We start from the raw sequence: 19,422 nt of genomic DNA on the forward strand, positions 1-19,422 counted from the left end.
GGATTATCAAACTGCCAGACGCGCACGACCTTTGGCGCGGCGACGCGACAGGACAGCACGGCCGTTCTTGGTAGCCATGCGAGCACGGAAGCCGTGAGTACGGGCGCGTTTGATGGTGCTTGGTTGGAAAGTACGTTTCATGGCGTTGTTACCTGGTTCGTCCACAACGGGCCGGAATGGCCCCCGTTTTAAGAGACCGGCGATTCTAGAGAAAGCAAGCCTCTAGGTCAATTTCCAACCAGCTTTTCCTTCAATTAGATCTTTCATAGGCAATCGGCCCTTTTCTGTCCGCCTGGCTTTCACGAGCAATGCCATAGATATAAAAATAAAGAAGGAAGTTATTTAAAGCTTTTCTGTAAAGCTTATAAAAGCTAGGCAGGCGATCATCTGTGGATAACTGCCTTGAGGCCATATTCCACCTGATGTACAGAGAATGACAAGTACGGGGGAAAACAGTGCTCTGCCTGTGCTGCGCTGTCGGATAAGCTGTGGGTGGAATGGGTTGTTATCCACAGGCCAGTTACCCACAGACTTTCGACCCCACTTGTACAACGAGCTTAGGTGCGCTTATCCACAGAGCTTATGCACAGACCATTGGTCGGCTTTTTTGCACTTAACACATTGATTTTGGCTGCTCTGTGAGCAACCTACATGTGGATAAGTGGGCGTCTGGCCGCTACAATGGCGGCTGTTTTTGCCTCACCGGCTTTCAACTTAGGGGATATCCGTGTCAGTGGAACTTTGGCAGCAGTGCGTGGAGCTTTTGCGCGAAGAGCTGCCTGCCCAGCAATTCAACACCTGGATCCGTCCGCTACAGGTCGAAGCCGAAGGCGACGAGTTGCGTGTCTACGCGCCGAATCGTTTTGTTCTCGACTGGGTCAACGAGAAATACCTGAGCCGCGTTCTCGAATTGCTCGATGAACACGGCAACGGCATCGCGCCCGTGCTTTCCTTATTAATAGGCAGCAAACGCAGCTCTGCGCCTCGCGCTGCGCCGAATGCGCCGCTGGCGGCTGCTGCATCGCAAGCTCAAGCGGCACCTGTTAATAACTCGCCGGCGCCGGTTGCCCAGGCACCGTCGAAATCGTCGTCGCAGAAAAACGCGCCTATAAATGAAGAGCCATCCCGTGACAGCTTTGATCCGATGGCTGGCGCCAGCTCGCAGCAAGCACCGGTTCGCGCCGAGCAGCGCACCGTTCAGGTGGAAGGTGCGCTCAAGCACACCAGTTACCTGAACCGTACGTTTACCTTTGAAAACTTCGTCGAAGGTAAATCCAACCAGCTGGCCCGCGCGGCCGCCTGGCAGGTAGCCGATAACCCCAAGCATGGTTACAACCCGCTCTTCCTTTATGGTGGCGTTGGCTTGGGTAAGACTCACTTGATGCACGCTGTGGGTAACCATCTATTAAAGAAGAACCCGAATGCCAAGGTTGTGTACCTGCATTCGGAGCGCTTCGTGGCTGACATGGTCAAGGCCTTGCAGCTCAACGCAATCAACGAATTCAAGCGCTTCTACCGTTCGGTGGACGCTTTGCTGATCGATGACATTCAATTCTTCGCTCGCAAGGAGCGTTCCCAGGAAGAGTTTTTCCACACCTTCAACGCCCTGCTCGAAGGCGGCCAACAGGTCATCTTGACCAGTGACCGTTACCCGAAGGAAATCGAAGGCCTGGAAGAACGCTTGAAGTCACGCTTTGGCTGGGGCCTCACCGTTGCGGTAGAACCGCCGGAGCTGGAAACCCGCGTGGCGATCCTGATGAAAAAGGCCGACCAGGCGAAAGTCGACCTGCCCCACGATGCAGCCTTCTTTATCGCCCAACGCATTCGTTCCAACGTGCGTGAGCTGGAAGGCGCGCTCAAGCGGGTTATCGCACACTCGCACTTCATGGGCCGCGACATCACCATCGAGTTGATCCGCGAATCCCTGAAAGACTTGCTGGCTTTGCAAGACAAGCTGGTGAGTGTGGATAACATTCAGCGCACCGTGGCTGAGTACTACAAGATCAAGATTTCCGACCTGCTGTCCAAGCGCCGTTCGCGCTCGGTGGCACGTCCACGTCAGGTGGCGATGGCGCTCTCCAAAGAGCTGACCAACCACAGCCTGCCGGAAATCGGTGATGTGTTTGGCGGTCGCGACCACACCACGGTCCTGCACGCGTGCCGCAAGATCAATGAACTTAAGGAATCCGACGCGGATATTCGCGAGGACTACAAGAACCTGCTGCGTACACTGACTACCTGATGACACCAGCGCAGCTTATTAAGGCAAGGGACTAGACCATGCATTTCACCATTCAACGCGAAGCCCTGTTGAAACCCCTGCAACTGGTCGCAGGCGTCGTCGAGCGCCGACAGACCTTGCCGGTGCTTTCCAACGTATTGCTGGTGGTCGAAGGCCAGCAATTGTCCTTGACCGGTACCGACCTGGAAGTCGAACTGGTGGGTCGCGTGCAGCTGGAAGAGCCGGCTGAGCCCGGCGAAATCACTGTGCCGGCACGTAAGCTGATGGACATCTGTAAAAGCCTGCCCAACGATGCGCTGATCGACATCAAGGTTGATGAGCAGAAGTTGGTGGTCAAGGCCGGTCGCAGCCGTTTCACGCTGTCGACCTTGCCGGCCAATGACTTCCCTACCGTCGAAGAGGGCCCTGGCTCGCTGACCTGCAGCCTGGACCAGAGCAAACTGCGCCGTTTGATCGAGCGCACCAGCTTCGCCATGGCCCAGCAGGACGTGCGTTACTACCTCAACGGTATGCTGCTGGAGGTCGCGGAAGGCGTTATCCGTGCAGTGGCTACCGACGGTCACCGCCTGGCCATGTGCTCAATGCGTGCCGATATCGGCCAGCCGGACCGTCACCAGGTCATCGTGCCGCGTAAAGGTATCCTGGAACTGGCGCGTCTGCTCACCGAGCCGGATGGCAATGTCAGCATCGTGCTGGGTCAGCACCATATCCGCGCCACCACGGGCGAATTCACCTTCACGTCCAAGTTGGTTGACGGCAAATTCCCGGATTACGAGCGTGTGCTGCCAAAAGGCGGCGACAAGCTGGTGATCGGCGATCGTCAGGCGCTGCGTGAAGCGTTCAGCCGTACTGCGATTCTGTCCAACGAGAAGTACCGTGGTATTCGTCTGCAACTGGCCAACGGTCAGCTGAAAATCCAGGCCAACAACCCGGAGCAGGAAGAAGCGGAAGAAGAAGTCGGCGTTGACTACAACGGCGGCTCGCTGGAAATCGGCTTTAACGTGAGCTACCTGCTGGACGTACTGGGTGTGATGACCACAGAACAGGTTCGCCTGATTCTGTCTGACTCCAACAGCAGTGCCCTGGTGCAAGAATCCGACAACGACGACTCGGCTTACGTTGTTATGCCGATGCGCCTGTAATCATGCTCAGCAGAAGCTAGATGTCCCTCAGTCGCGTCTCGGTCACCGCGGTGCGCAATCTGCACCCGGTGACCTTCTCCCCCTCCCCCCGCATCAATATCCTTTACGGCGCCAACGGCAGCGGCAAAACCAGCGTGCTGGAAGCCGTTCATTTGCTTGGGCTTGCCCGTTCCTTCCGTAGTGCTCGCTTGTTGCCGGTGATTCAGTATGAACAGCTGGCTTGCACCGTATTTGGTCAGGTTGAACTGGCAGAAGGTGGGCACAGCGCCCTGGGGATATCCCGCGATCGCGGCGGTGACTTCCAGATTCGCATTGACGGGCAAAACGCCCGCAGTGCAGCACAACTGGCAGAAATCCTGCCATTGCAACTGATTAACCCAGACAGTTTCCGCCTTTTGGAAGGTGCGCCGAAAATCCGCAGGCAGTTCCTCGATTGGGGAGTGTTCCACGTGGAACCGCGCTTCATGGCCACTTGGCAGCGCCTGCAGAAGGCCCTGCGGCAGCGGAACTCATGGCTGCGGCATGGTACACTTGACGCCGCTTCGCAAGCGGCCTGGGACCGGGAACTGTGCCTGGCCAGCGACGAAATAGATGAATACCGCCGCGCTTATATCAAAGCCTTGAAACCAGTCTTTGAGCAGACCTTGAGTGAGTTGTTGGAGCTCGAGGGGCTGACGCTGAGCTACTACCGTGGTTGGGATAAAGAACGTGAGCTGAGCGCAGTGCTCGCCACGTCCTTGCAGCGGGATCAGCAAATTGGCCATACCCAGGCAGGCCCACAACGTGCTGACTTGCGCCTTAGATTAGGCGCACACAATGCCGCGGATATTTTGTCCCGCGGTCAGCAAAAGTTGGTGGTGTGTGCACTGCGTATTGCCCAAGGGCATTTGGTAAGCCAAGCCCGGCGCGGTCAGTGTATTTATTTGGTGGATGACTTGCCGTCCGAACTCGACGAGCAGCACCGCCGTGCGTTATGCCGCTTGTTGGAAGACTTATGCTGCCAGGTGTTTATCACCTGTGTAGACCACGAATTATTGAGGGAAGGCTGGCAGACGGAAACGCCAGTCGCTTTGTTCCACGTGGAACAGGGCCGTATCACCCAGACCCACGACCATCGGGAGTGAAGGCATGAGCGAAGAAAACACGTACGACTCGACCAGCATTAAAGTGCTGAAAGGTTTGGATGCCGTACGCAAACGTCCTGGTATGTACATCGGCGACACCGATGATGGTAGCGGTCTGCACCACATGGTGTTCGAGGTGGTCGACAACTCCATCGACGAAGCTTTGGCCGGTCACTGCGACGACATCAGCATTATCATCCACCCGGATGAGTCCATCACCGTGCGCGACAACGGTCGCGGCATTCCGGTCGATGTGCACAAAGAAGAAGGCGTATCGGCGGCAGAGGTCATCATGACCGTGCTTCACGCCGGCGGTAAGTTCGACGACAACTCCTATAAAGTCTCCGGCGGTTTGCACGGTGTAGGTGTGTCGGTGGTGAACGCTCTGTCTGAAGAGCTGATCCTGACCGTGCGCCGTAGCGGCAAGATCTGGGAACAGACCTACGTCCACGGTGTTCCACAAGAGCCGATGAAAATCGTTGGCGACAGTGAATCCACCGGTACGCAGATCCACTTCAAGCCTTCGGCAGAAACCTTCAAGAATATCCACTTCAGCTGGGACATCCTGGCCAAGCGCATTCGTGAACTGTCGTTCCTTAACTCCGGTGTGGGTATCGTCCTCAAGGACGAGCGCAGCGGTAAGGAAGAGTTGTTCAAGTACGAAGGCGGCCTGCGTGCGTTCGTTGAATACCTGAACACCAACAAGACTGCGGTCAACCAGGTGTTCCACTTCAACATCCAGCGTGAAGACGGCATCGGCGTGGAAATAGCCCTGCAGTGGAACGACAGCTTCAACGAGAACCTGTTGTGTTTCACCAACAACATTCCACAGCGCGATGGCGGTACTCACTTGGTGGGTTTCCGTTCCGCACTGACGCGTAACCTGAACACCTACATCGAAGCGGAAGGCTTGGCCAAGAAGCACAAAGTGGCCACCACCGGTGACGATGCGCGTGAAGGCCTTACCGCGATTATCTCGGTGAAAGTGCCGGATCCAAAGTTCAGCTCCCAGACCAAAGACAAACTGGTGTCCTCCGAAGTGAAGACCGCAGTGGAACAGGAGATGGGCAAGTACTTCTCCGACTTCCTGCTGGAAAACCCGAACGAAGCCAAACTGGTTGTCGGCAAGATGATCGACGCGGCACGTGCCCGTGAAGCGGCGCGTAAAGCCCGTGAGATGACCCGCCGCAAGGGCGCGCTGGATATCGCCGGACTGCCGGGCAAACTGGCTGACTGCCAGGAGAAGGACCCTGCCCTCTCCGAACTGTACCTGGTGGAAGGTGACTCTGCTGGCGGTTCCGCCAAGCAGGGTCGCAACCGTCGCACCCAGGCCATCCTGCCGTTGAAGGGTAAGATCCTCAACGTCGAGAAGGCTCGCTTCGACAAGATGATTTCTTCTCAGGAAGTCGGCACCTTGATCACGGCGTTGGGCTGCGGTATCGGCCGCGACGAGTACAACATCGACAAGCTGCGTTACCACAACATCATCATCATGACCGATGCTGACGTCGACGGTTCGCACATCCGTACCCTGCTGCTGACCTTCTTCTTCCGTCAGTTGCCGGAGCTGATCGAGCGTGGCTACATCTACATCGCTCAGCCGCCGTTGTACAAAGTGAAAAAGGGCAAGCAAGAGCAATACATCAAAGACGACGACGCCATGGAAGAGTACATGACGCAGTCGGCCCTGGAAGATGCCAGCCTGCACTTGAACGACGAAGCCCCGGGTATTTCCGGTGAGGCGCTGGAGCGTTTGGTTAACGACTTCCGCATGGTAATGAAGACCCTCAAGCGTCTGTCGCGCCTGTACCCTCAGGAGCTGACTGAGCACTTCATCTACCTGCCTTCCGTGAGCCTGGAGCAGTTGGGCGATCACGCCCACATGCAGAATTGGCTGGCTCAGTACGAAGTGCGCCTGCGCACTGTCGAGAAATCTGGCCTGGTGTACAAAGCCAGCCTGCGTGAAGACCGTGAACGCAACGTTTGGCTGCCAGAGGTCGAACTGATCTCCCACGGCCTGTCGAACTACGTCACCTTCAACCGCGACTTCTTCGGCAGCAACGACTACAAAACTGTGGTCACCCTCGGCGCGCAATTGAGCACCCTGTTGGACGACGGTGCTTACATCCAGCGTGGCGAGCGTAAGAAGGCGGTCAAGGAGTTCAAGGAAGCCCTGGACTGGTTGATGGCCGAAAGCACCAAGCGCCACACCATCCAGCGATACAAAGGTCTGGGCGAGATGAACCCGGATCAACTGTGGGAAACCACCATGGATCCCGCTCAGCGTCGCATGCTGCGCGTGACCATCGAAGACGCCATTGGCGCAGACCAGATCTTCAACACCCTGATGGGTGATGCGGTCGAGCCTCGCCGTGACTTCATCGAGAGCAACGCCTTGGCGGTGTCTAACCTGGATTTCTGATCAGGCTGCCCGTTAAAACAAAAAGGCCAACGCTTAGCGTTGGCCTTTTTTATTGGGTGAAACTTAAGCGTTTTGCAATTGCTCCACGTGGAACATCACCGTTTTTAGCCTTGGGCGGCAGCTGCCACACTCTCCAACCGATAGCCGTACCCGTAGATGGTCAGCAGCTGCCAACCTCGGTCGGCGGTCAGCCCCAGCTTGTTACGCAGCCGATAAATATGCGTATCCAGTGGCCGCGAGGAGACCATTTCTTCATGGCTCCAAAACCGCTCATACAGATATTCCCGAGACAGTGGCCGAGCCAGGTTGGCGAACAAGCAACTGGCCAGGCGGTATTCACGCTCAGTGAGGTTGATCGGCTTACCCGCACGCGTTACCGTCAGTTCGGCATCATCAAAGGTCAGGTCGTTGAAGCTCTGCACTTCATTAGTCGCAGGCTTTTGCAGCCCATGCCGGCGTAGCACGGCGTTGACCCGAGCCTTGAGCTCGTTTGGCCGAAATGGTTTGCTGACGTAATCGTCCGCCCCACTGTTGAGGGCGGTGACGATATCGCTCTCGGCATCGCGGCTGGTCAACATGATCACCGCAGGGGGTGAGTCCATGTGCTCACGGGTCCAACGCAGCAATGCGATGCCTGTGATATCGGGCAGTTGCCAGTCGAGTATTAACAGGTCAAAGGTTTCACGGCGCAGTTGGCGCAGCAGGTCTTCACCGCGCTCGAAGAAATGCAGAGACCAGGGTTGCTCTGCGGTGCTGGGGATCTGTCGCAGCGTCTGTTCAACCCGACGCAATTCAGCGGGTTCGTCGTCCAGTATTGCGACACGCATGGGTGGGTCCTTTCTACAAAAAATACGACAGCCGACGGTCTGTTCAATCGCGTAGGTAGTGCGCAGATGCCTTTGGTTGAATCTGAAGAATTGTGGCCAGACTCAATGTTCACAGGATCTATCGGTACGCTGATGTCAAAGGGCCGTAAACCCGTTTAAAGTCTTTTGTACCTATTAGTCGAAAGATACCGGCTCCTACCCCTGAGGAAAAGGATCAGCCGACACATGCGCTGCCGTAAACCTGTATGTGCTGAGGTCAGACGCCGTCTGAAACTACCCGGGTGATGAGCACCATGACCTGTTTTGCCTATCGATTATGGTGTGCCCTACCCGCGTTGCTGGCCTTGGTCATCGATACTGCGCAGGCTGCTACGCCCTATCGCCCTGCTTATATTGACGAGCCGTTCCAGTGCCGCGCTCAACCGTTGCCGGCGGTTGTGCAGCATTTGACGGGTGCAGCCTGGAAGCTCGACGCCAAAGGCAGGGCTCAGCCCCTGCTGGAAGGGATGAACATTGATGAGCAAGAAGGCGTGAAGACGTCGACATCGGCTTTCGTCAGCCTGCGCCTGGGTGATGGTTCCCGCGTGGTGCTGCCTTCCAGTTCACAGGTGCGCCTGCACTGGTTGCAAAAGCAGGCGATTCCCCAGGTCATTCTGGAACAGGGCCAAGTCGAGACCTACGTGATCAAGCGGGCCAGCGACTACGACCGTTTTCAGATCGTGACGCCCGTCGGCATTCTCGGTGTGCACGGTACGCACTTTCGCGTGCGCAATGACGGCGAGCAATCTGTGCTGGAGGTGCTCAACGGCCAGGTTGCGGTTAACCGTGCGCAAGGCAGCGCCTCATCCGAAGTAAAGGTGGGCGCACGCCAAGGTCTGCTGATCAAACAACAAGGTGAACTCAAGGCCGTGGAGCTTTTACCCGCGCCGGTATTGATTGGCCAGGACGGCCAGAAAGGTCAATCGCCGGTCTGGAGCTTGTACCTGCGGCCATTGCCTGGTGCACAGCGCTATCGTGCCCAAGTGGCGACCGACTCAGCCTTTATGAACATCAAGCAGGAATACTTTTCCAGTGAGCCGAAAATGCGCTTCACTGGGCTCAAAGCATCGTTTTACCACGTGCGTTTGTCCGCCTATGACGCGCAGGGCCTGGAGGGAGAAACCGGGGTTTATGACATCTTCTATTACCCACCCGCCACCCAGGCACAGGCCAGCGGTGGTTGACCAATGATGCTGTGGCGCAAGGCCGAAAAACGCCAGCCCACCCATGCCCAGCGCTTGTTCCACGGCCTCGTGCGCGAGTGGCTGTGGATAGGTTTGCTGTTGTTGCCGATGACGGCTTACCTCTCGTTGAGCCCGGGCCTGGCGCTGAACAACCCGCTGTATGACAGCCTCAGGCGCCTGGCGCCCTTACCGGTAGACCCGCGAATCTTGCTGGTGACCATCGACGACCCCAGCCTGAAAGAGCTGGGGCGCTGGCCTTGGCCGCGCAGTTTGCATGCCGACCTGATCAATCGCCTGAGCGCCGCACAACCGGCGGCCATCCTCTTCGATGTGATCTTCAGTGAGCCCGGTATCCCCGCCAACGATCAACGCCTCACGGCGGCCGTGTGCAACGCTGGCAACGTGGTACTGCCGTTGCTGCGTGAGGAAGCGGCCAGCTACAGCGCGCCCGACGCGCAAATGCTGCCGCTGCTCAAATGCGCTAAAGGTCTCGGGCATATCAATGTTGAAGCAGACAGTGACGGCGTAGTGCGCAGCCTGTTTTTGCGTGAAGGCCCGCCCGGTGACACCACGCCGCAGTTGGCGTGGATGGCCTACGCGTTGAGCGGCCAGGCCTCTGAGATGCCAGGCGAAGCCCAGCAACCGATCAACCCGTCCTGGCATCGGGAGCACGCCATTCGGATCCCGTTCATCGCTGCCAACACCCGCTTTCCTACGGTCTCCTACGCCAGCGTTCTACGTGGTGAGGTCGATCCGGAACGGCTGCGTGGCCGGCTGGTTCTGGTGGGCGCCACCGCGTCCGGCATGGGCGATCGTTTCGTTACCCCGCTCTCCTCCACGGTCGGCACCACGGCGGGCGTGGAGATCCAGGCCAACGTGCTTAATGGCCTGCTGCAAGGGCGCAGCATTGTTGACCTACCCGGCGCGGTGTCGGCCCTGATGGCGACTACCTGGGTGGCATTGTTACTGGGCCTGTTGTTGTATCGCCCACGCTACGCGCTGTGGATGACCCTGGGCTGCATGGCGAGCGCGTTGTTGGTTTCGTGGGTGCTGCTGGGCCTGGGCCACTGGTGGTCGCCCGCTGCGTGCCTGATTGGTCTGCTGCTCAGTTATTTGATCTGGAATTGGCGGCGCCTCAGCGTGATTCTTGCCTACTTCGGCTGGGAGCTGGCGCGGCTGGATAACGAACCCAAGGTGCTTCCCGAGCGTCGTCGTGCGCCCGCGAGCAAGGGCGATGTGCTGCAAGCGCGAATCTTTGCACTTGAACAAGCGGTAAGCCGTACACGCGACACCCGGCGGTTTATGGCTGACGGGCTGGAGTGCCTGCCAGTGGCCACGCTGATTACCAACCCCAGAGGCAGCATCCTGCTGGCCAACCGGATTGCGCGTGAAGTGTTCAGTAATGAGTTGGTCAACCAAAACCTGCTCGATCAACTCGCCGATCTGGGTTATCCGCCGCTGCACAATGGCGTGCGCCCTGCTCTCTCAGCGTTGGAACTCGTTGAGTTTCGCGACATCCACCAGCGTAGCCTGCGCATGGAGCTTGCCCCCTTGCTGCCGGCCGAAGGTGACGTCGCCCTCGGTTGGCTGCTGAGTCTCACTGACCTGAGCAAGGAACGCGAAGCCCAGCAGCACCGCGAAACCATGCTGCGCTTTTTGTCCCATGACCTGCGTGCGCCGCACTCGGCGATCCTGGCGCTGCTGGACGTGCATAACGGTGAGTCGCCGGTGTTTGTTCAGATCGAACAACAGGTCCGGCGCGCTTTGAGCCTGACTGAATCCTTCGTGCAGTTGGCCAAAGCCGAGGCCGATGGCTACCAGTTTCAACCCACGCTGTTTGCCATGCTGGTGATGGATGCATTCGATCAAGTGGCGGTCATCGCCCAGCTCAAAGGTATTCACCTGGTCCATGACCTGGACGAGGCCGATGAAGGCATGGTCTGCGCGGATCAATCGCTGCTGACCCGAGCGTTGTTCAACGTGCTGGAAAATGCGATCAAGTATTCCCCTTCCGGCACCACCGTCACTTTGAGCCACGGCAGCGCGCAAGGGTGGCTGGAATGCCGTATCAGCGATCAAGGACCTGGCATTGCGCCAGAGGATTTACCGGAGTTGTTCAGCCAATACCGACGCTTTGACTCGGCTCAGGGCAGTGAGGGCCTGGGGTTGGGCTTGACCATGGTCAAGGCTGTGGTGGAGCGCCACGGCGGTCGCATTCTGTGTGAAAGCGAGGTGGGTAAAGGTTCGACTTTCAGCCTGCAATTGCCACTGCTCGACGATTAAAAAACGTACTTTTTTACTGTGCATAAAAAACCGGTCACAAGGACCGGTTTTTTATGCTGAAAAAACTTATGCACGTTTTTCGTGATTTTATGAGCTTGAGAAATATGTAAGTAAATCAACTTGTTATGAAGCAAAAACGTCAATTCGCCAACAAACCGTACACAGGTTATCCACAGATCCTCAAATCGCTGGGGTCTCGACTACAACCGGCTCCGGAGGCAGAGAACCCATGGCGCGTTGCTGCGCTTCATTCCACGCTTGGGCGCGGTCATTGAGTGCGGCAATGGCACGTGGCCCTTCACCTTCGGCGTACATGGGCTCGCCAATAATCACAGTGATCGTACCTTCGCGTTTGGCCCAACCGGTCTTCGGCCAGAACTTGCCGGCGTTATGCGCAATCGGCAGCACGGGCAGGTGGGCGTTGACCGCCAATGCAGTACCACCGCGTGAGAACTTGCCCACAGTGCCATACGGCACACGCGTACCTTCCGGGAAGATCAGCACCCAAACACCATCCTTGAGCAGCTCGTCACCCTTCTTGGCCACGTGCTTGAGCGCCGCCTTGGGGTTGTCACGGTCAATGGCGATCGGCCGCAGCATGGCCATTGCCCAGCCGAAGAACGGCACGTACAGCAACTCACGCTTAAGCACCTGGCTCAGGGGCGAGAAGTACGCGGACAAGAAGAACGTTTCCCAAGTGCTCTGGTGGTTCGACAGAATCACGCAGGGCTGGTCCGGGACGTTTTCAGCGCCCTTGATCTCGAAACGAATGCCCAGGAATACCTTGGTCAGCCATAACGCACAGCGGCACCAATAGACGTTGATAAAACGATAACGCGCCTTGAACGGCAGGAACGGCGCGATAAAAAAGCTCAGGGTGCACCACAGAAACGAACTGGTGCCCAGCAGCAGGTAAAAGAAGAAGGTTCTGATGGCCTGCAAAATCGACATGGCAGCATTTACCGTTGCGGGACATGGCCCGCCTGCTAAAAGCGCACTCCCGAGCAATCCTTGTTCAGGAAGCCGAGGGTGGCTAGTTGTTAATAAGTTCTGCGGCAACCGCCGCCAGATCGTCAAAAATCAAAGTGCCTACCGGCAGGTTTTTCGCCTGGGTCTTTTCGCCTTTACCGGTTTTAACCAAAACTGGCTGAGAGTCGACGGCTTTGGCCGCCTCCAGGTCACCGAGGCTGTCCCCGACGAACCATAGCCCAGCAAGCGGCACCTTGTAATGTTCTGAAATGGTTTTCAACATGCCGGGTTTGGGTTTGCGGCAATCGCAGCCCTCATCCGGCCCGTGGGGGCAGTACACCACCAGCCCCACCTCACCGCCCTGCTCGGCCACCAGCGTGCGCAAGCGCGCGTGCATGGCGTCCAGGGTGGCGATGTCGTAATAACCGCGGGCGATGCCGGACTGGTTGGTGGCGATGGCCACCGTCCAGCCGGCTTTGCTCAACTGCGCGATGGCCTCGATCGAGCCGGGCAGTGGAATCCACTCCGCCACCGACTTGATGTAAGCGTCGGAGTCGTAATTGATCACCCCGTCCCGATCGAGAATCAGCAGTTTCAACATGATCAGCCCAGTACGGAAATATCAGCGATGTTGATGAACAGGCCGCGCAAACGCGCCAGCATGGCGTAGCGGTTTTTCCGCACACCAGCATCCTCGGCATTGATCATCACCGCTTCAAAGAACGCATCCACCGGCTCACGCAAGGTGGCCAGGCGCGCCAGTGCTTCGGCGTAGTTGCGTTCGGCAAGCAGCGGCTTCACGGCGTTTTCCGCTTTGGCGATGGCCGAGTTCAGCGAGAACTCCTTGGCATCGGCAAACAGGCCAGGGTCGACTTCGACATAGCCGAGGTTGTCAGCCTTGCTCAGCAGGTTCGACACACGCTTGTTCACGGCGGCCAGGGCATCGGCCTCCGGCAGCTTGCGGAAGGCTTGTACGGCCTGTACGCGCTGGTCGAAGTCCAGTGCCGAACCCGGTTGCAGGGCACGTACCGACAGGTAGACGGACACGTCCACGCCTTCATCTTCGTAACGCGCACGCAGGCGGTCGAATACAAACTCCAGCACTTGCTCGGCCAGGCCGGCTTGCTTGACCTTGGTGCCAAACTGGCCGACAGCGAACACCACGGCCTGGGTCAGGTCGAGGTCGAGCTTTTTGTCGATCAGGATACGCAGCACGCCCAGGGCCGCACGGCGCAGGGCATACGGGTCTTTGCTGCCGGTAGGCAACATGCCGATACCGAAGATACCGACGAGGGTGTCCAGCTTGTCAGCGATGGCCACGGCCGCACCGGTCAAGGTGCTTGGCAGCTCAGCGCCAGCACCGCGCGGCATGTACTGCTCGTTCAGTGCCAGGGCTACATCGTCCGGCTCGCCGTCGTTGAGGGCGTAGTAGTAACCGGCGACGCCTTGCATCTCCGGGAACTCGCCGACCATTTCGGTGGCCAGGTCGCACTTGGACAGCAAGCCAGCGCGGGCTGCCCAGGCAGCGTCACCGCCAATGCGTGGGGCAATGTAGGCGGCCAGCTTGGAAACGCGCACGGCCTTGTCGTAGACGCTGCCGAGTTTTTCCTGGAACACCACGTTTTGCAGGCGCAGGTTGAAGTCTTCGAGCTTCTGCTTCTTGTCTTGCTTGAAGAAGAACTCGGCATCAGTCAGGCGCGGGCGTACGACTTTCTCGTTACCGGCGATGATCTGCTGCGGGTCTTTGCTTTCGATGTTGGCCACGGTGATAAAACGCGGCAGCAACTTACCGTCCACATCCAGCAGGCAGAAATACTTCTGGTTGTCCTGCATGGTGGTGATCAGCGCTTCTTGCGGCACGTCGAGGAAACGCTCTTCGAACGAGCACACCAGCGGCACCGGCCATTCAACCAGCGCGGTCACTTCGTCGAGCAGGCTTGGCGGCACGATGGCGGTGCCTTCCTGCAGGCGGGCCAGCTCTTCGGTGCGCTTGCTGATCAGCTCGCGACGCTCGTTGGCATCGGCCAGCACGTAAGCGCCACGCAGGTCGGCGGCGTAGTTGGCCGGCGAGGTGATGCGCACGGCTTCTGGATGGTGGAAGCGGTGACCACGGGAATCACGACCAGCCTTCTGGGCGAGGATCGTGCAATCGATGACTTGGTCACCGAGCAGCATCACCAGCCACTGAGTTGGGCGCACGAACTCTTCCTTGCGCGCACCCCAGCGCATGCGCTTGGGGATCGGCAGGTCGTTCAGCGAGTCTTCAACGATGGTCGGCAACAGGCTCGCCGTTGGCTTGCCGGTAATGACCTGGCTGAAACGCAGTTTCGGGCCGCTCTGGTCGATCTCGCTCAGCTCAACGCCACACTTCTTGGCAAAACCAAGGGCGGCTTGAGTCGGATTGCCTTCAGCATCAAACGCCGCCTGACGCGGTGGGCCGTCGAGGTTGATGTTGCGGTCCGGCTGCTGGGTTTCCAGCGCGGTCAGCAACACCGCCAGGCGACGTGGCGCGGCGTAGACTTTTTTCGCAGCGAATTTCAGGCCGGCGCTGTGCAGGCCTTTTTCGATACCGGCCAGGAACGCATCGGCCAGGGTGTTGAGTGCCTTGGGTGGCAGCTCTTCGGTGCCCAGTTCAACCAGGAAATCTTGAGCACTCATTGTGCAGCCTCCAGCTTAGCCAACACTTCATCACGCAGGTCCGGGGTTGCCATCGGGAAGCCCAGCTTGGCGCGAGCCAACAGGTAGGCTTGGGCGACGGAACGCGCCAGGGTGCGTACACGCAGGATGTATTGCTGGCGCGCAGTTACCGAGATGGCACGGCGGGCGTCCAGCAGGTTGAAGGTGTGGGATGCCTTCAGAACCATTTCATAGCTCGGCAACGGCAGCGGCTGGTCGAGTTCGATCAGGCGCTTGGCTTCGCTTTCATAGAAGTCGAACAGTTCGAACAGCTTGTCGACGTTGGCGTGTTCGAAGTTGTAAGTGGATTGCTCCACTTCGTTCTGGTGGAACACGTCGCCGTAGGTGACTTTGCCGAACGGGCCGTCAGCCCACACCAGGTCGTAGACCGAATCCACGCCTTGCAGGTACATGGCCAGGCGCTCGAGACCGTAAGTGATCTCGCCGGTCACCGGGTAGCACTCGATGCCGCCCGCTTGCTGGAAGTACGTGAACTGCGTCACTTCCATGCCATTGAGCCAGACTTCCCAGCCCAGGCCCCAGGCGCCCAAAGTTGGCGATTCCCAGTTGTCTTCGACGAAACGGATGTCGTGCACCAGTGGGTCCAGGCCGACATGTTTCAGCGAGCCCAGGTACAGCTCCTGGAAGTTATCCGGGTTCGGCTTCAATACCACCTGGAACTGGTAGTAGTGCTGCAGACGGTTCGGGTTTTCGCCGTAGCGGCCGTCAGTCGGGCGACGACTGGGCTGCACATAAGCGGCGTTCCAGGTTTCCGGGCCGATGGCCCGCAGGAATGTTGCGGTGTGGAAAGTGCCGGCGCCTACTTCCATATCGTAGGGCTGAAGTACCACACAACCTTGCTCGGCCCAGTATTGCTGGAGGGCGAGGATCAAGTCTTGGAAGGTACGCACGGCTGGCGTAGGCTGGCTCACGAAATTCACCTGTTACTTGGGCTGCGATTTAAAGAGCGGGAGTATACCCGATTCGGCCCCGCCACCACTCCCTGGAGCCTTATGCCACGCTGCTTTTGGTGTTCTGAAGATCCGCTGTACATGGCTTATCACGATCAGGAGTGGGGAACGCCGCTGCGCGATGCGCAGGGTTTGTTCGAGTTGCTTTTGCTCGAAGGGTTCCAGGCGGGCCTGTCCTGGATCACCGTTTTACGCAAACGCGAGCATTATCGAAAGGTCTTGTTCGGCTTTGATGCGCAGCGTTTGGCCAGGCTGACCGATGCTGAAATCGAAGCGCTGATGCTCGACCCCGGCATCGTGCGCAATCGCCTCAAGCTCAACGCCACTCGCCGCAACGCCGCCGCCTGGCTGGCGCTGGAGGACCCGGTGGGCTTGCTTTGGTCGTTTGTCGGCGGCGTGCCCAAGGTCAATCACTTTACCGATCGCAGCCAAGTCCCGGCGATTACCCCCGAAGCTGAAGCCATGAGTAAAGCATTGAAAAAAGCCGGTTTCACCTTCGTCGGCCCGACCATCTGCTACGCGTTCATGCAGGCCTCGGGGATGGTCATGGACCACACTCAGGACTGCGACCGTTACGCGGACTTGGCCAACGCCGGTTAGAATGCCCGCTTTGCGCACCACACACGATCAGGAGTGACCTGTGGAAAAGTTTAAAGGCGCCTTGCTGGTAGGCGCTCTTCGGTTGTTTGCCCTGCTGCCCTGGCGCGCTGTCCAGGCCGTCGGCACGGCGATTGGCTGGATCATGTGGAAAACCCCCAACCGCTCCCGCGACACGGTGCGGATCAACCTCTCCAAATGCTTCCCGGACATGGACCCGGCCGCCCGCGAGCGTCTGGTGGGCCAGAGCCTGATGGACATCGGCAAGTCGCTGACCGAAAGCGCCTGCGCCTGGATCTGGCCGGCTCAGCGTTCCATCGACCTGGTGCGCGAAGTCGAAGGCCTCCAAGTGCTGCATGAGGCATTGGCCTCAGGCAAAGGCGTGGTCGGCATCACCAGCCACCTGGGCAACTGGGAGGTGTTGAACCACTTCTATTGCAACCAGTGCAAACCGATCATTTTCTACCGCCCGCCCAAGCTCAAGGCGGTGGATGAGTTGCTGCAAAAGCAGCGCGTGCAGTTGGGTAACCGCGTGGCGGCTTCCACCAAGGAAGGCATCCTCAGCGTGATCAAGGAAGTGCGCAAAGGTGGCCAGGTGGGTATTCCGGCTGACCCGGAGCCTGCGGAATCTGCGGGCATCTTCGTGCCGTTTTTCGCCACCCAGGCGCTGACCAGCAAGTTTGTGCCGAACATGCTGGCGGGCCACAAGGCTGTCGGCGTGTTTCTGCATGCCCTGCGGCTGCCGGACGGTTCGGGTTACAAAGTGATTCTGGAAGCGGCCCCGGAAGATATGTACAGCACCGACACCACCACGTCCTGCGCGGCGATGAGCAAGGTGGTGGAGCGTTATGTCGGGGCCTACCCGAGCCAGTACATGTGGAGCATGAAGCGCTTCAAGAAACGCCCGCCGGGTGAAAAGCGCTGGTACTGACCACGTGATCGTTCCCACGCTCCGCGTGGGAACGCCGCCTGTGACGCTCCGCGTCACGGTTCTAAGGGCAGGCGCAGAGCGCCCAGGGCTGCATTCCCACGCAGAGCGTGGGAACGATCACAAACTCGGTTTTTCAGCCATACCGAGGTGATGCTATCGCAGGCAAGCCAGCTCCCACAGGGATCAATTCAGGCCAGGCGGTCGAGTTTCTTCAGGAACACCGTCATCTCTTTTTCGGCCTGTTTGTCGCCATGTGCTTGGGCCGCTTCAATGCCCTTCTCCCACGCCAGCCGTGCTGCGGCACTATCACCCAGACCGTGCTGCGCCTTGCCCAACAACTTCCACGCCGCCGAATACTTCGGATCGAACTCGACGCATTTCTGCAAATGCTCGGCTGCCTTGGCGTTGTCCTTCACGTCCAGATAACCCTTGCCCAAGCCAAAGCGCAGCAATGAATTATCCACACCCTTGGCGAGCATTTTTTCCAGGGATTCGAGCATGGCTGTGCGTCCTTTAGCTACATAGCGGTTTCGATATCGTCATCGCGGGCAAGCCCGCTCCCACACTTGGAACGCGATCACAGGTGGGAGCGGGCTTGCCCGCGATGGCGTCGGCAGGCTCACTCAAATTTTTAATCAGAAAAAACTCAGCCCCACGTGAAACAGCTTCTCCACATCGCGAATATGCTTTTTATCCACAAGGAACAAAATCACATGGTCACCCGTGGCGATCACCGTATCGTCATGGGCGATGATCACTTCTTCATCACGAATAATCGCACCAATGGTGGTACCCGGCGGCAGGCCGATATCGCGGATGGCCTTGCCGATCACCTTGCTCGACTTTGAATCACCATGGGCAATCGCCTCGATGGCTTCCGCCGCGCCTCGGCGCAGGGAGTGCACGCTGACGATATCGCCACGGCGCACGTGGGCCAGCAAGGTGCCGATGGTCGCCAGTTGCGGGCTGATGGCGATGTCGATGTCGCCGCCCTGGATCAGGTCGACATAGGCCGGGTTGTTGATGATGGTCATCACCTTCTTCGCCCCCAGCCGCTTGGCCAGCAACGAGGACATGATGTTGGCCTCGTCATCGTTGGTCAGGGCCAGGAAGATATCGGCGTCGGCGATGTTTTCTTCCATCAGCAAGTCGCGGTCCGAGGCGCTGCCTTGCAGGACCACGGTGCTGTCGAGGGTGTCGGACAAATGCCGGCAGCGTGCCGGGTTCATCTCGATGATCTTCACCTGATAGCGGCTTTCGATGGCCTCGGCCAAGCGCTCGCCGATCTGCCCGCCGCCAGCGATGACGATGCGTTTGTAGCTCTCATCGAGTCGACGCATTTCGCTCATCACCGCACGAATATTCGCTTTGGCTGCGATGAAAAACACTTCGTCGTCCGCTTCGATCACTGTATCGCCCTGGGGCAGGATCGGTCGGTCGCGACGGAAAATCGCCGCCACGCGGGTTTCCACATTCGGCATGTGTTCACGCAACTGGCGCAGTTGCTGGCCCACCAGCGGCCCGCCGTAATACGCCTTCACCGCCACCAGTTGCGCCTTGCCTTCGGCAAAGTCGATGACCTGCAAGGCGCCGGGAATTTCGATCAGGCGCTTGATGTAATGGGTCACCACCTGTTCGGGGCTGATCAGCACGTCCACCGGAATCGCATCGTTGTCGAACAGACCGGCACGGGTCAGGTAGGCGGCTTCGCGCACGCGGGCGATCTTGGTGGGCGTGTGGAACAGGGTATGGGCGACCTGGCAGGCGACCATATTGGTCTCGTCACTGTTGGTCACCGCCACCAGCATATCGGCATCGTCGGCACCGGCCTGGCGCAGCACCGTCGGGAATGACGCGCGGCCTTGCACGGTGCGGATGTCCAGGCGGTCGCCCAGGTTGCGCAGGCGCTCGCTGTCGGTGTCGACCACGGTGATGTCGTTGGCTTCGCTGGCCAAATGTTCGGCCAGCGTGCCGCCGACCTGCCCTGCACCAAGGATGATGATCTTCATCCGGTC

General features: G+C 58.6%; 16 protein-coding genes. 8 read left to right on the forward strand and 8 right to left on the reverse strand.

What is annotated here, in order from left to right:
- Nucleotides 1–6 precede the first annotated feature (6 nt).
- A complete protein-coding gene (gene rpmH / locus ASE80_RS30410) occupies nucleotides 7–141 on the reverse strand; it encodes a 50S ribosomal protein L34 (RefSeq protein ID WP_003213577.1) in 135 nt (44 codons plus the stop codon).
- Between the two features lie 586 nt (nucleotides 142–727).
- Between rpmH and dnaA the strand changes: the two genes are divergently transcribed.
- Genes dnaA through gyrB form a run of 4 tightly spaced genes read left to right on the forward strand, consistent with a single transcriptional unit; the run spans nucleotide 728 to nucleotide 6,930 of the window.
- Nucleotides 728–2,242 carry a chromosomal replication initiator protein DnaA gene (gene dnaA / locus ASE80_RS23080; RefSeq protein WP_056860951.1) on the forward strand — a complete coding sequence of 505 codons (1,515 nt, stop codon included), beginning with the start codon at nucleotides 728–730 and terminating at the stop codon, nucleotides 2,240–2,242.
- A 38-nt stretch (nucleotides 2,243–2,280) separates the two neighbouring features.
- The gene (gene dnaN / locus ASE80_RS23085; protein WP_017135131.1) at nucleotides 2,281–3,384 is read left to right on the forward strand and encodes a DNA polymerase III subunit beta; all 1,104 of its coding nucleotides are present in this window, start codon (nucleotides 2,281–2,283) and stop codon (nucleotides 3,382–3,384) included.
- 20 nt (nucleotides 3,385–3,404) lie between these two features.
- Nucleotides 3,405–4,508, forward strand: a complete 1,104-nt coding sequence (gene recF / locus ASE80_RS23090) for a DNA replication/repair protein RecF (RefSeq protein WP_056860952.1) — start codon at nucleotides 3,405–3,407, stop codon at nucleotides 4,506–4,508.
- 4 nt (nucleotides 4,509–4,512) lie between these two features.
- Nucleotides 4,513–6,930, forward strand: coding sequence for a DNA topoisomerase (ATP-hydrolyzing) subunit B (gyrB, locus tag ASE80_RS23095; RefSeq protein ID WP_017135133.1), 2,418 nt, complete (start codon nucleotides 4,513–4,515; stop codon nucleotides 6,928–6,930).
- Nucleotides 6,931–7,034: 104 nt separating this feature from the next.
- Here gyrB and ASE80_RS23100 read toward each other — a convergent pair whose 3' ends face one another.
- The gene (locus tag ASE80_RS23100; RefSeq protein ID WP_056860953.1) at nucleotides 7,035–7,757 is read right to left on the reverse strand and encodes a response regulator transcription factor; all 723 of its coding nucleotides are present in this window, start codon (nucleotides 7,755–7,757) and stop codon (nucleotides 7,035–7,037) included.
- 293 nt (nucleotides 7,758–8,050) lie between these two features.
- Between ASE80_RS23100 and ASE80_RS23105 the strand changes: the two genes are divergently transcribed.
- Both ASE80_RS23105 and ASE80_RS23110 read left to right on the forward strand, forming a co-directional pair.
- The gene (locus ASE80_RS23105; RefSeq protein ID WP_236708862.1) at nucleotides 8,051–8,980 is read left to right on the forward strand and encodes a FecR family protein; all 930 of its coding nucleotides are present in this window, start codon (nucleotides 8,051–8,053) and stop codon (nucleotides 8,978–8,980) included.
- A 3-nt stretch (nucleotides 8,981–8,983) separates the two neighbouring features.
- Nucleotides 8,984–11,263 carry a CHASE2 domain-containing protein gene (locus ASE80_RS23110; protein ID WP_056860955.1) on the forward strand — a complete coding sequence of 760 codons (2,280 nt, stop codon included), beginning with the start codon at nucleotides 8,984–8,986 and terminating at the stop codon, nucleotides 11,261–11,263.
- A 180-nt stretch (nucleotides 11,264–11,443) separates the two neighbouring features.
- Here the strand turns inward: ASE80_RS23110 and ASE80_RS23115 are convergent, their stop codons facing one another.
- The 4 genes from ASE80_RS23115 to glyQ all read right to left on the reverse strand — a co-directional run bounded on the left by ASE80_RS23115 (nucleotide 11,444) and on the right by glyQ (nucleotide 15,840).
- Entirely contained in the window at nucleotides 11,444–12,214 is a 771-nt protein-coding gene (locus tag ASE80_RS23115) for a lysophospholipid acyltransferase family protein (protein WP_056860956.1), read from the reverse strand.
- An 82-nt stretch (nucleotides 12,215–12,296) separates the two neighbouring features.
- Nucleotides 12,297–12,836, reverse strand: coding sequence for a D-glycero-beta-D-manno-heptose 1,7-bisphosphate 7-phosphatase (gmhB, locus tag ASE80_RS23120; protein WP_170875881.1), 540 nt, complete (start codon nucleotides 12,834–12,836; stop codon nucleotides 12,297–12,299).
- Nucleotides 12,836–14,890: a glycine--tRNA ligase subunit beta gene (gene glyS / locus ASE80_RS23125; RefSeq protein WP_056860957.1), complete on the reverse strand. Its 2,055-nt coding sequence runs from the start codon at nucleotides 14,888–14,890 to the stop codon at nucleotides 12,836–12,838. The genes gmhB and glyS overlap by 1 nt, the downstream gene beginning before the upstream one ends.
- On the reverse strand, nucleotides 14,887–15,840 hold the full coding sequence (gene glyQ / locus ASE80_RS23130) for a glycine--tRNA ligase subunit alpha (RefSeq protein ID WP_003187265.1): 954 nt from the start codon (nucleotides 15,838–15,840) through the stop codon (nucleotides 14,887–14,889). Before glyQ ends, glyS begins: the two co-directional genes overlap by 4 nt.
- Nucleotides 15,841–15,921: 81 nt before the next feature.
- Here glyQ and ASE80_RS23135 point away from each other — a divergent pair, with 81 nt between their 5' ends.
- Nucleotides 15,922–16,479, forward strand: a complete 558-nt coding sequence (locus ASE80_RS23135) for a DNA-3-methyladenine glycosylase I (RefSeq protein ID WP_017135140.1) — start codon at nucleotides 15,922–15,924, stop codon at nucleotides 16,477–16,479.
- A gap of 40 nt (nucleotides 16,480–16,519) precedes the next feature.
- Nucleotides 16,520–17,407: a lysophospholipid acyltransferase gene (locus ASE80_RS23140; RefSeq protein ID WP_056860958.1), complete on the forward strand. Its 888-nt coding sequence runs from the start codon at nucleotides 16,520–16,522 to the stop codon at nucleotides 17,405–17,407.
- A 188-nt stretch (nucleotides 17,408–17,595) separates the two neighbouring features.
- Here the strand turns inward: ASE80_RS23140 and ASE80_RS23145 are convergent, their stop codons facing one another.
- Both ASE80_RS23145 and trkA read right to left on the reverse strand, forming a co-directional pair.
- Nucleotides 17,596–17,907, reverse strand: a complete 312-nt coding sequence (locus tag ASE80_RS23145) for a hypothetical protein (RefSeq protein ID WP_056860959.1) — start codon at nucleotides 17,905–17,907, stop codon at nucleotides 17,596–17,598.
- Between the two features lie 135 nt (nucleotides 17,908–18,042).
- Nucleotides 18,043–19,416, reverse strand: a complete 1,374-nt coding sequence (gene trkA / locus ASE80_RS23150) for a Trk system potassium transporter TrkA (protein WP_056860960.1) — start codon at nucleotides 19,414–19,416, stop codon at nucleotides 18,043–18,045.
- Between the last annotated feature and the right edge of the window lie 6 nt (nucleotides 19,417–19,422).

The organism is Pseudomonas sp. Leaf15, from assembly GCF_001421425.1.
GTDB lineage: Bacteria > Pseudomonadota > Gammaproteobacteria > Pseudomonadales > Pseudomonadaceae > Aquipseudomonas > Aquipseudomonas salomonii.

Coding starts and splice junctions, on each gene's coding strand:
- rpmH (WP_003213577.1), bottom strand. CDS start 141: ATGAAACGTACTTTCCAACCAAGCACCATCAAACGCGCCCGTACTCAC.
- dnaN (WP_017135131.1), top strand. CDS start 2,281: ATGCATTTCACCATTCAACGCGAAGCCCTGTTGAAACCCCTGCAACTG.
- recF (WP_056860952.1), top strand. CDS start 3,405: ATGTCCCTCAGTCGCGTCTCGGTCACCGCGGTGCGCAATCTGCACCCG.
- gyrB (WP_017135133.1), top strand. CDS start 4,513: ATGAGCGAAGAAAACACGTACGACTCGACCAGCATTAAAGTGCTGAAA.
- ASE80_RS23100 (WP_056860953.1), bottom strand. CDS start 7,757: ATGCGTGTCGCAATACTGGACGACGAACCCGCTGAATTGCGTCGGGTT.
- ASE80_RS23105 (WP_236708862.1), top strand. CDS start 8,051: ATGACCTGTTTTGCCTATCGATTATGGTGTGCCCTACCCGCGTTGCTG.
- ASE80_RS23110 (WP_056860955.1), top strand. CDS start 8,984: ATGATGCTGTGGCGCAAGGCCGAAAAACGCCAGCCCACCCATGCCCAG.
- ASE80_RS23115 (WP_056860956.1), bottom strand. CDS start 12,214: ATGTCGATTTTGCAGGCCATCAGAACCTTCTTCTTTTACCTGCTGCTG.
- glyS (WP_056860957.1), bottom strand. CDS start 14,890: ATGAGTGCTCAAGATTTCCTGGTTGAACTGGGCACCGAAGAGCTGCCA.
- ASE80_RS23135 (WP_017135140.1), top strand. CDS start 15,922: ATGCCACGCTGCTTTTGGTGTTCTGAAGATCCGCTGTACATGGCTTAT.
- ASE80_RS23145 (WP_056860959.1), bottom strand. CDS start 17,907: ATGCTCGAATCCCTGGAAAAAATGCTCGCCAAGGGTGTGGATAATTCA.
- trkA (WP_056860960.1), bottom strand. CDS start 19,416: ATGAAGATCATCATCCTTGGTGCAGGGCAGGTCGGCGGCACGCTGGCC.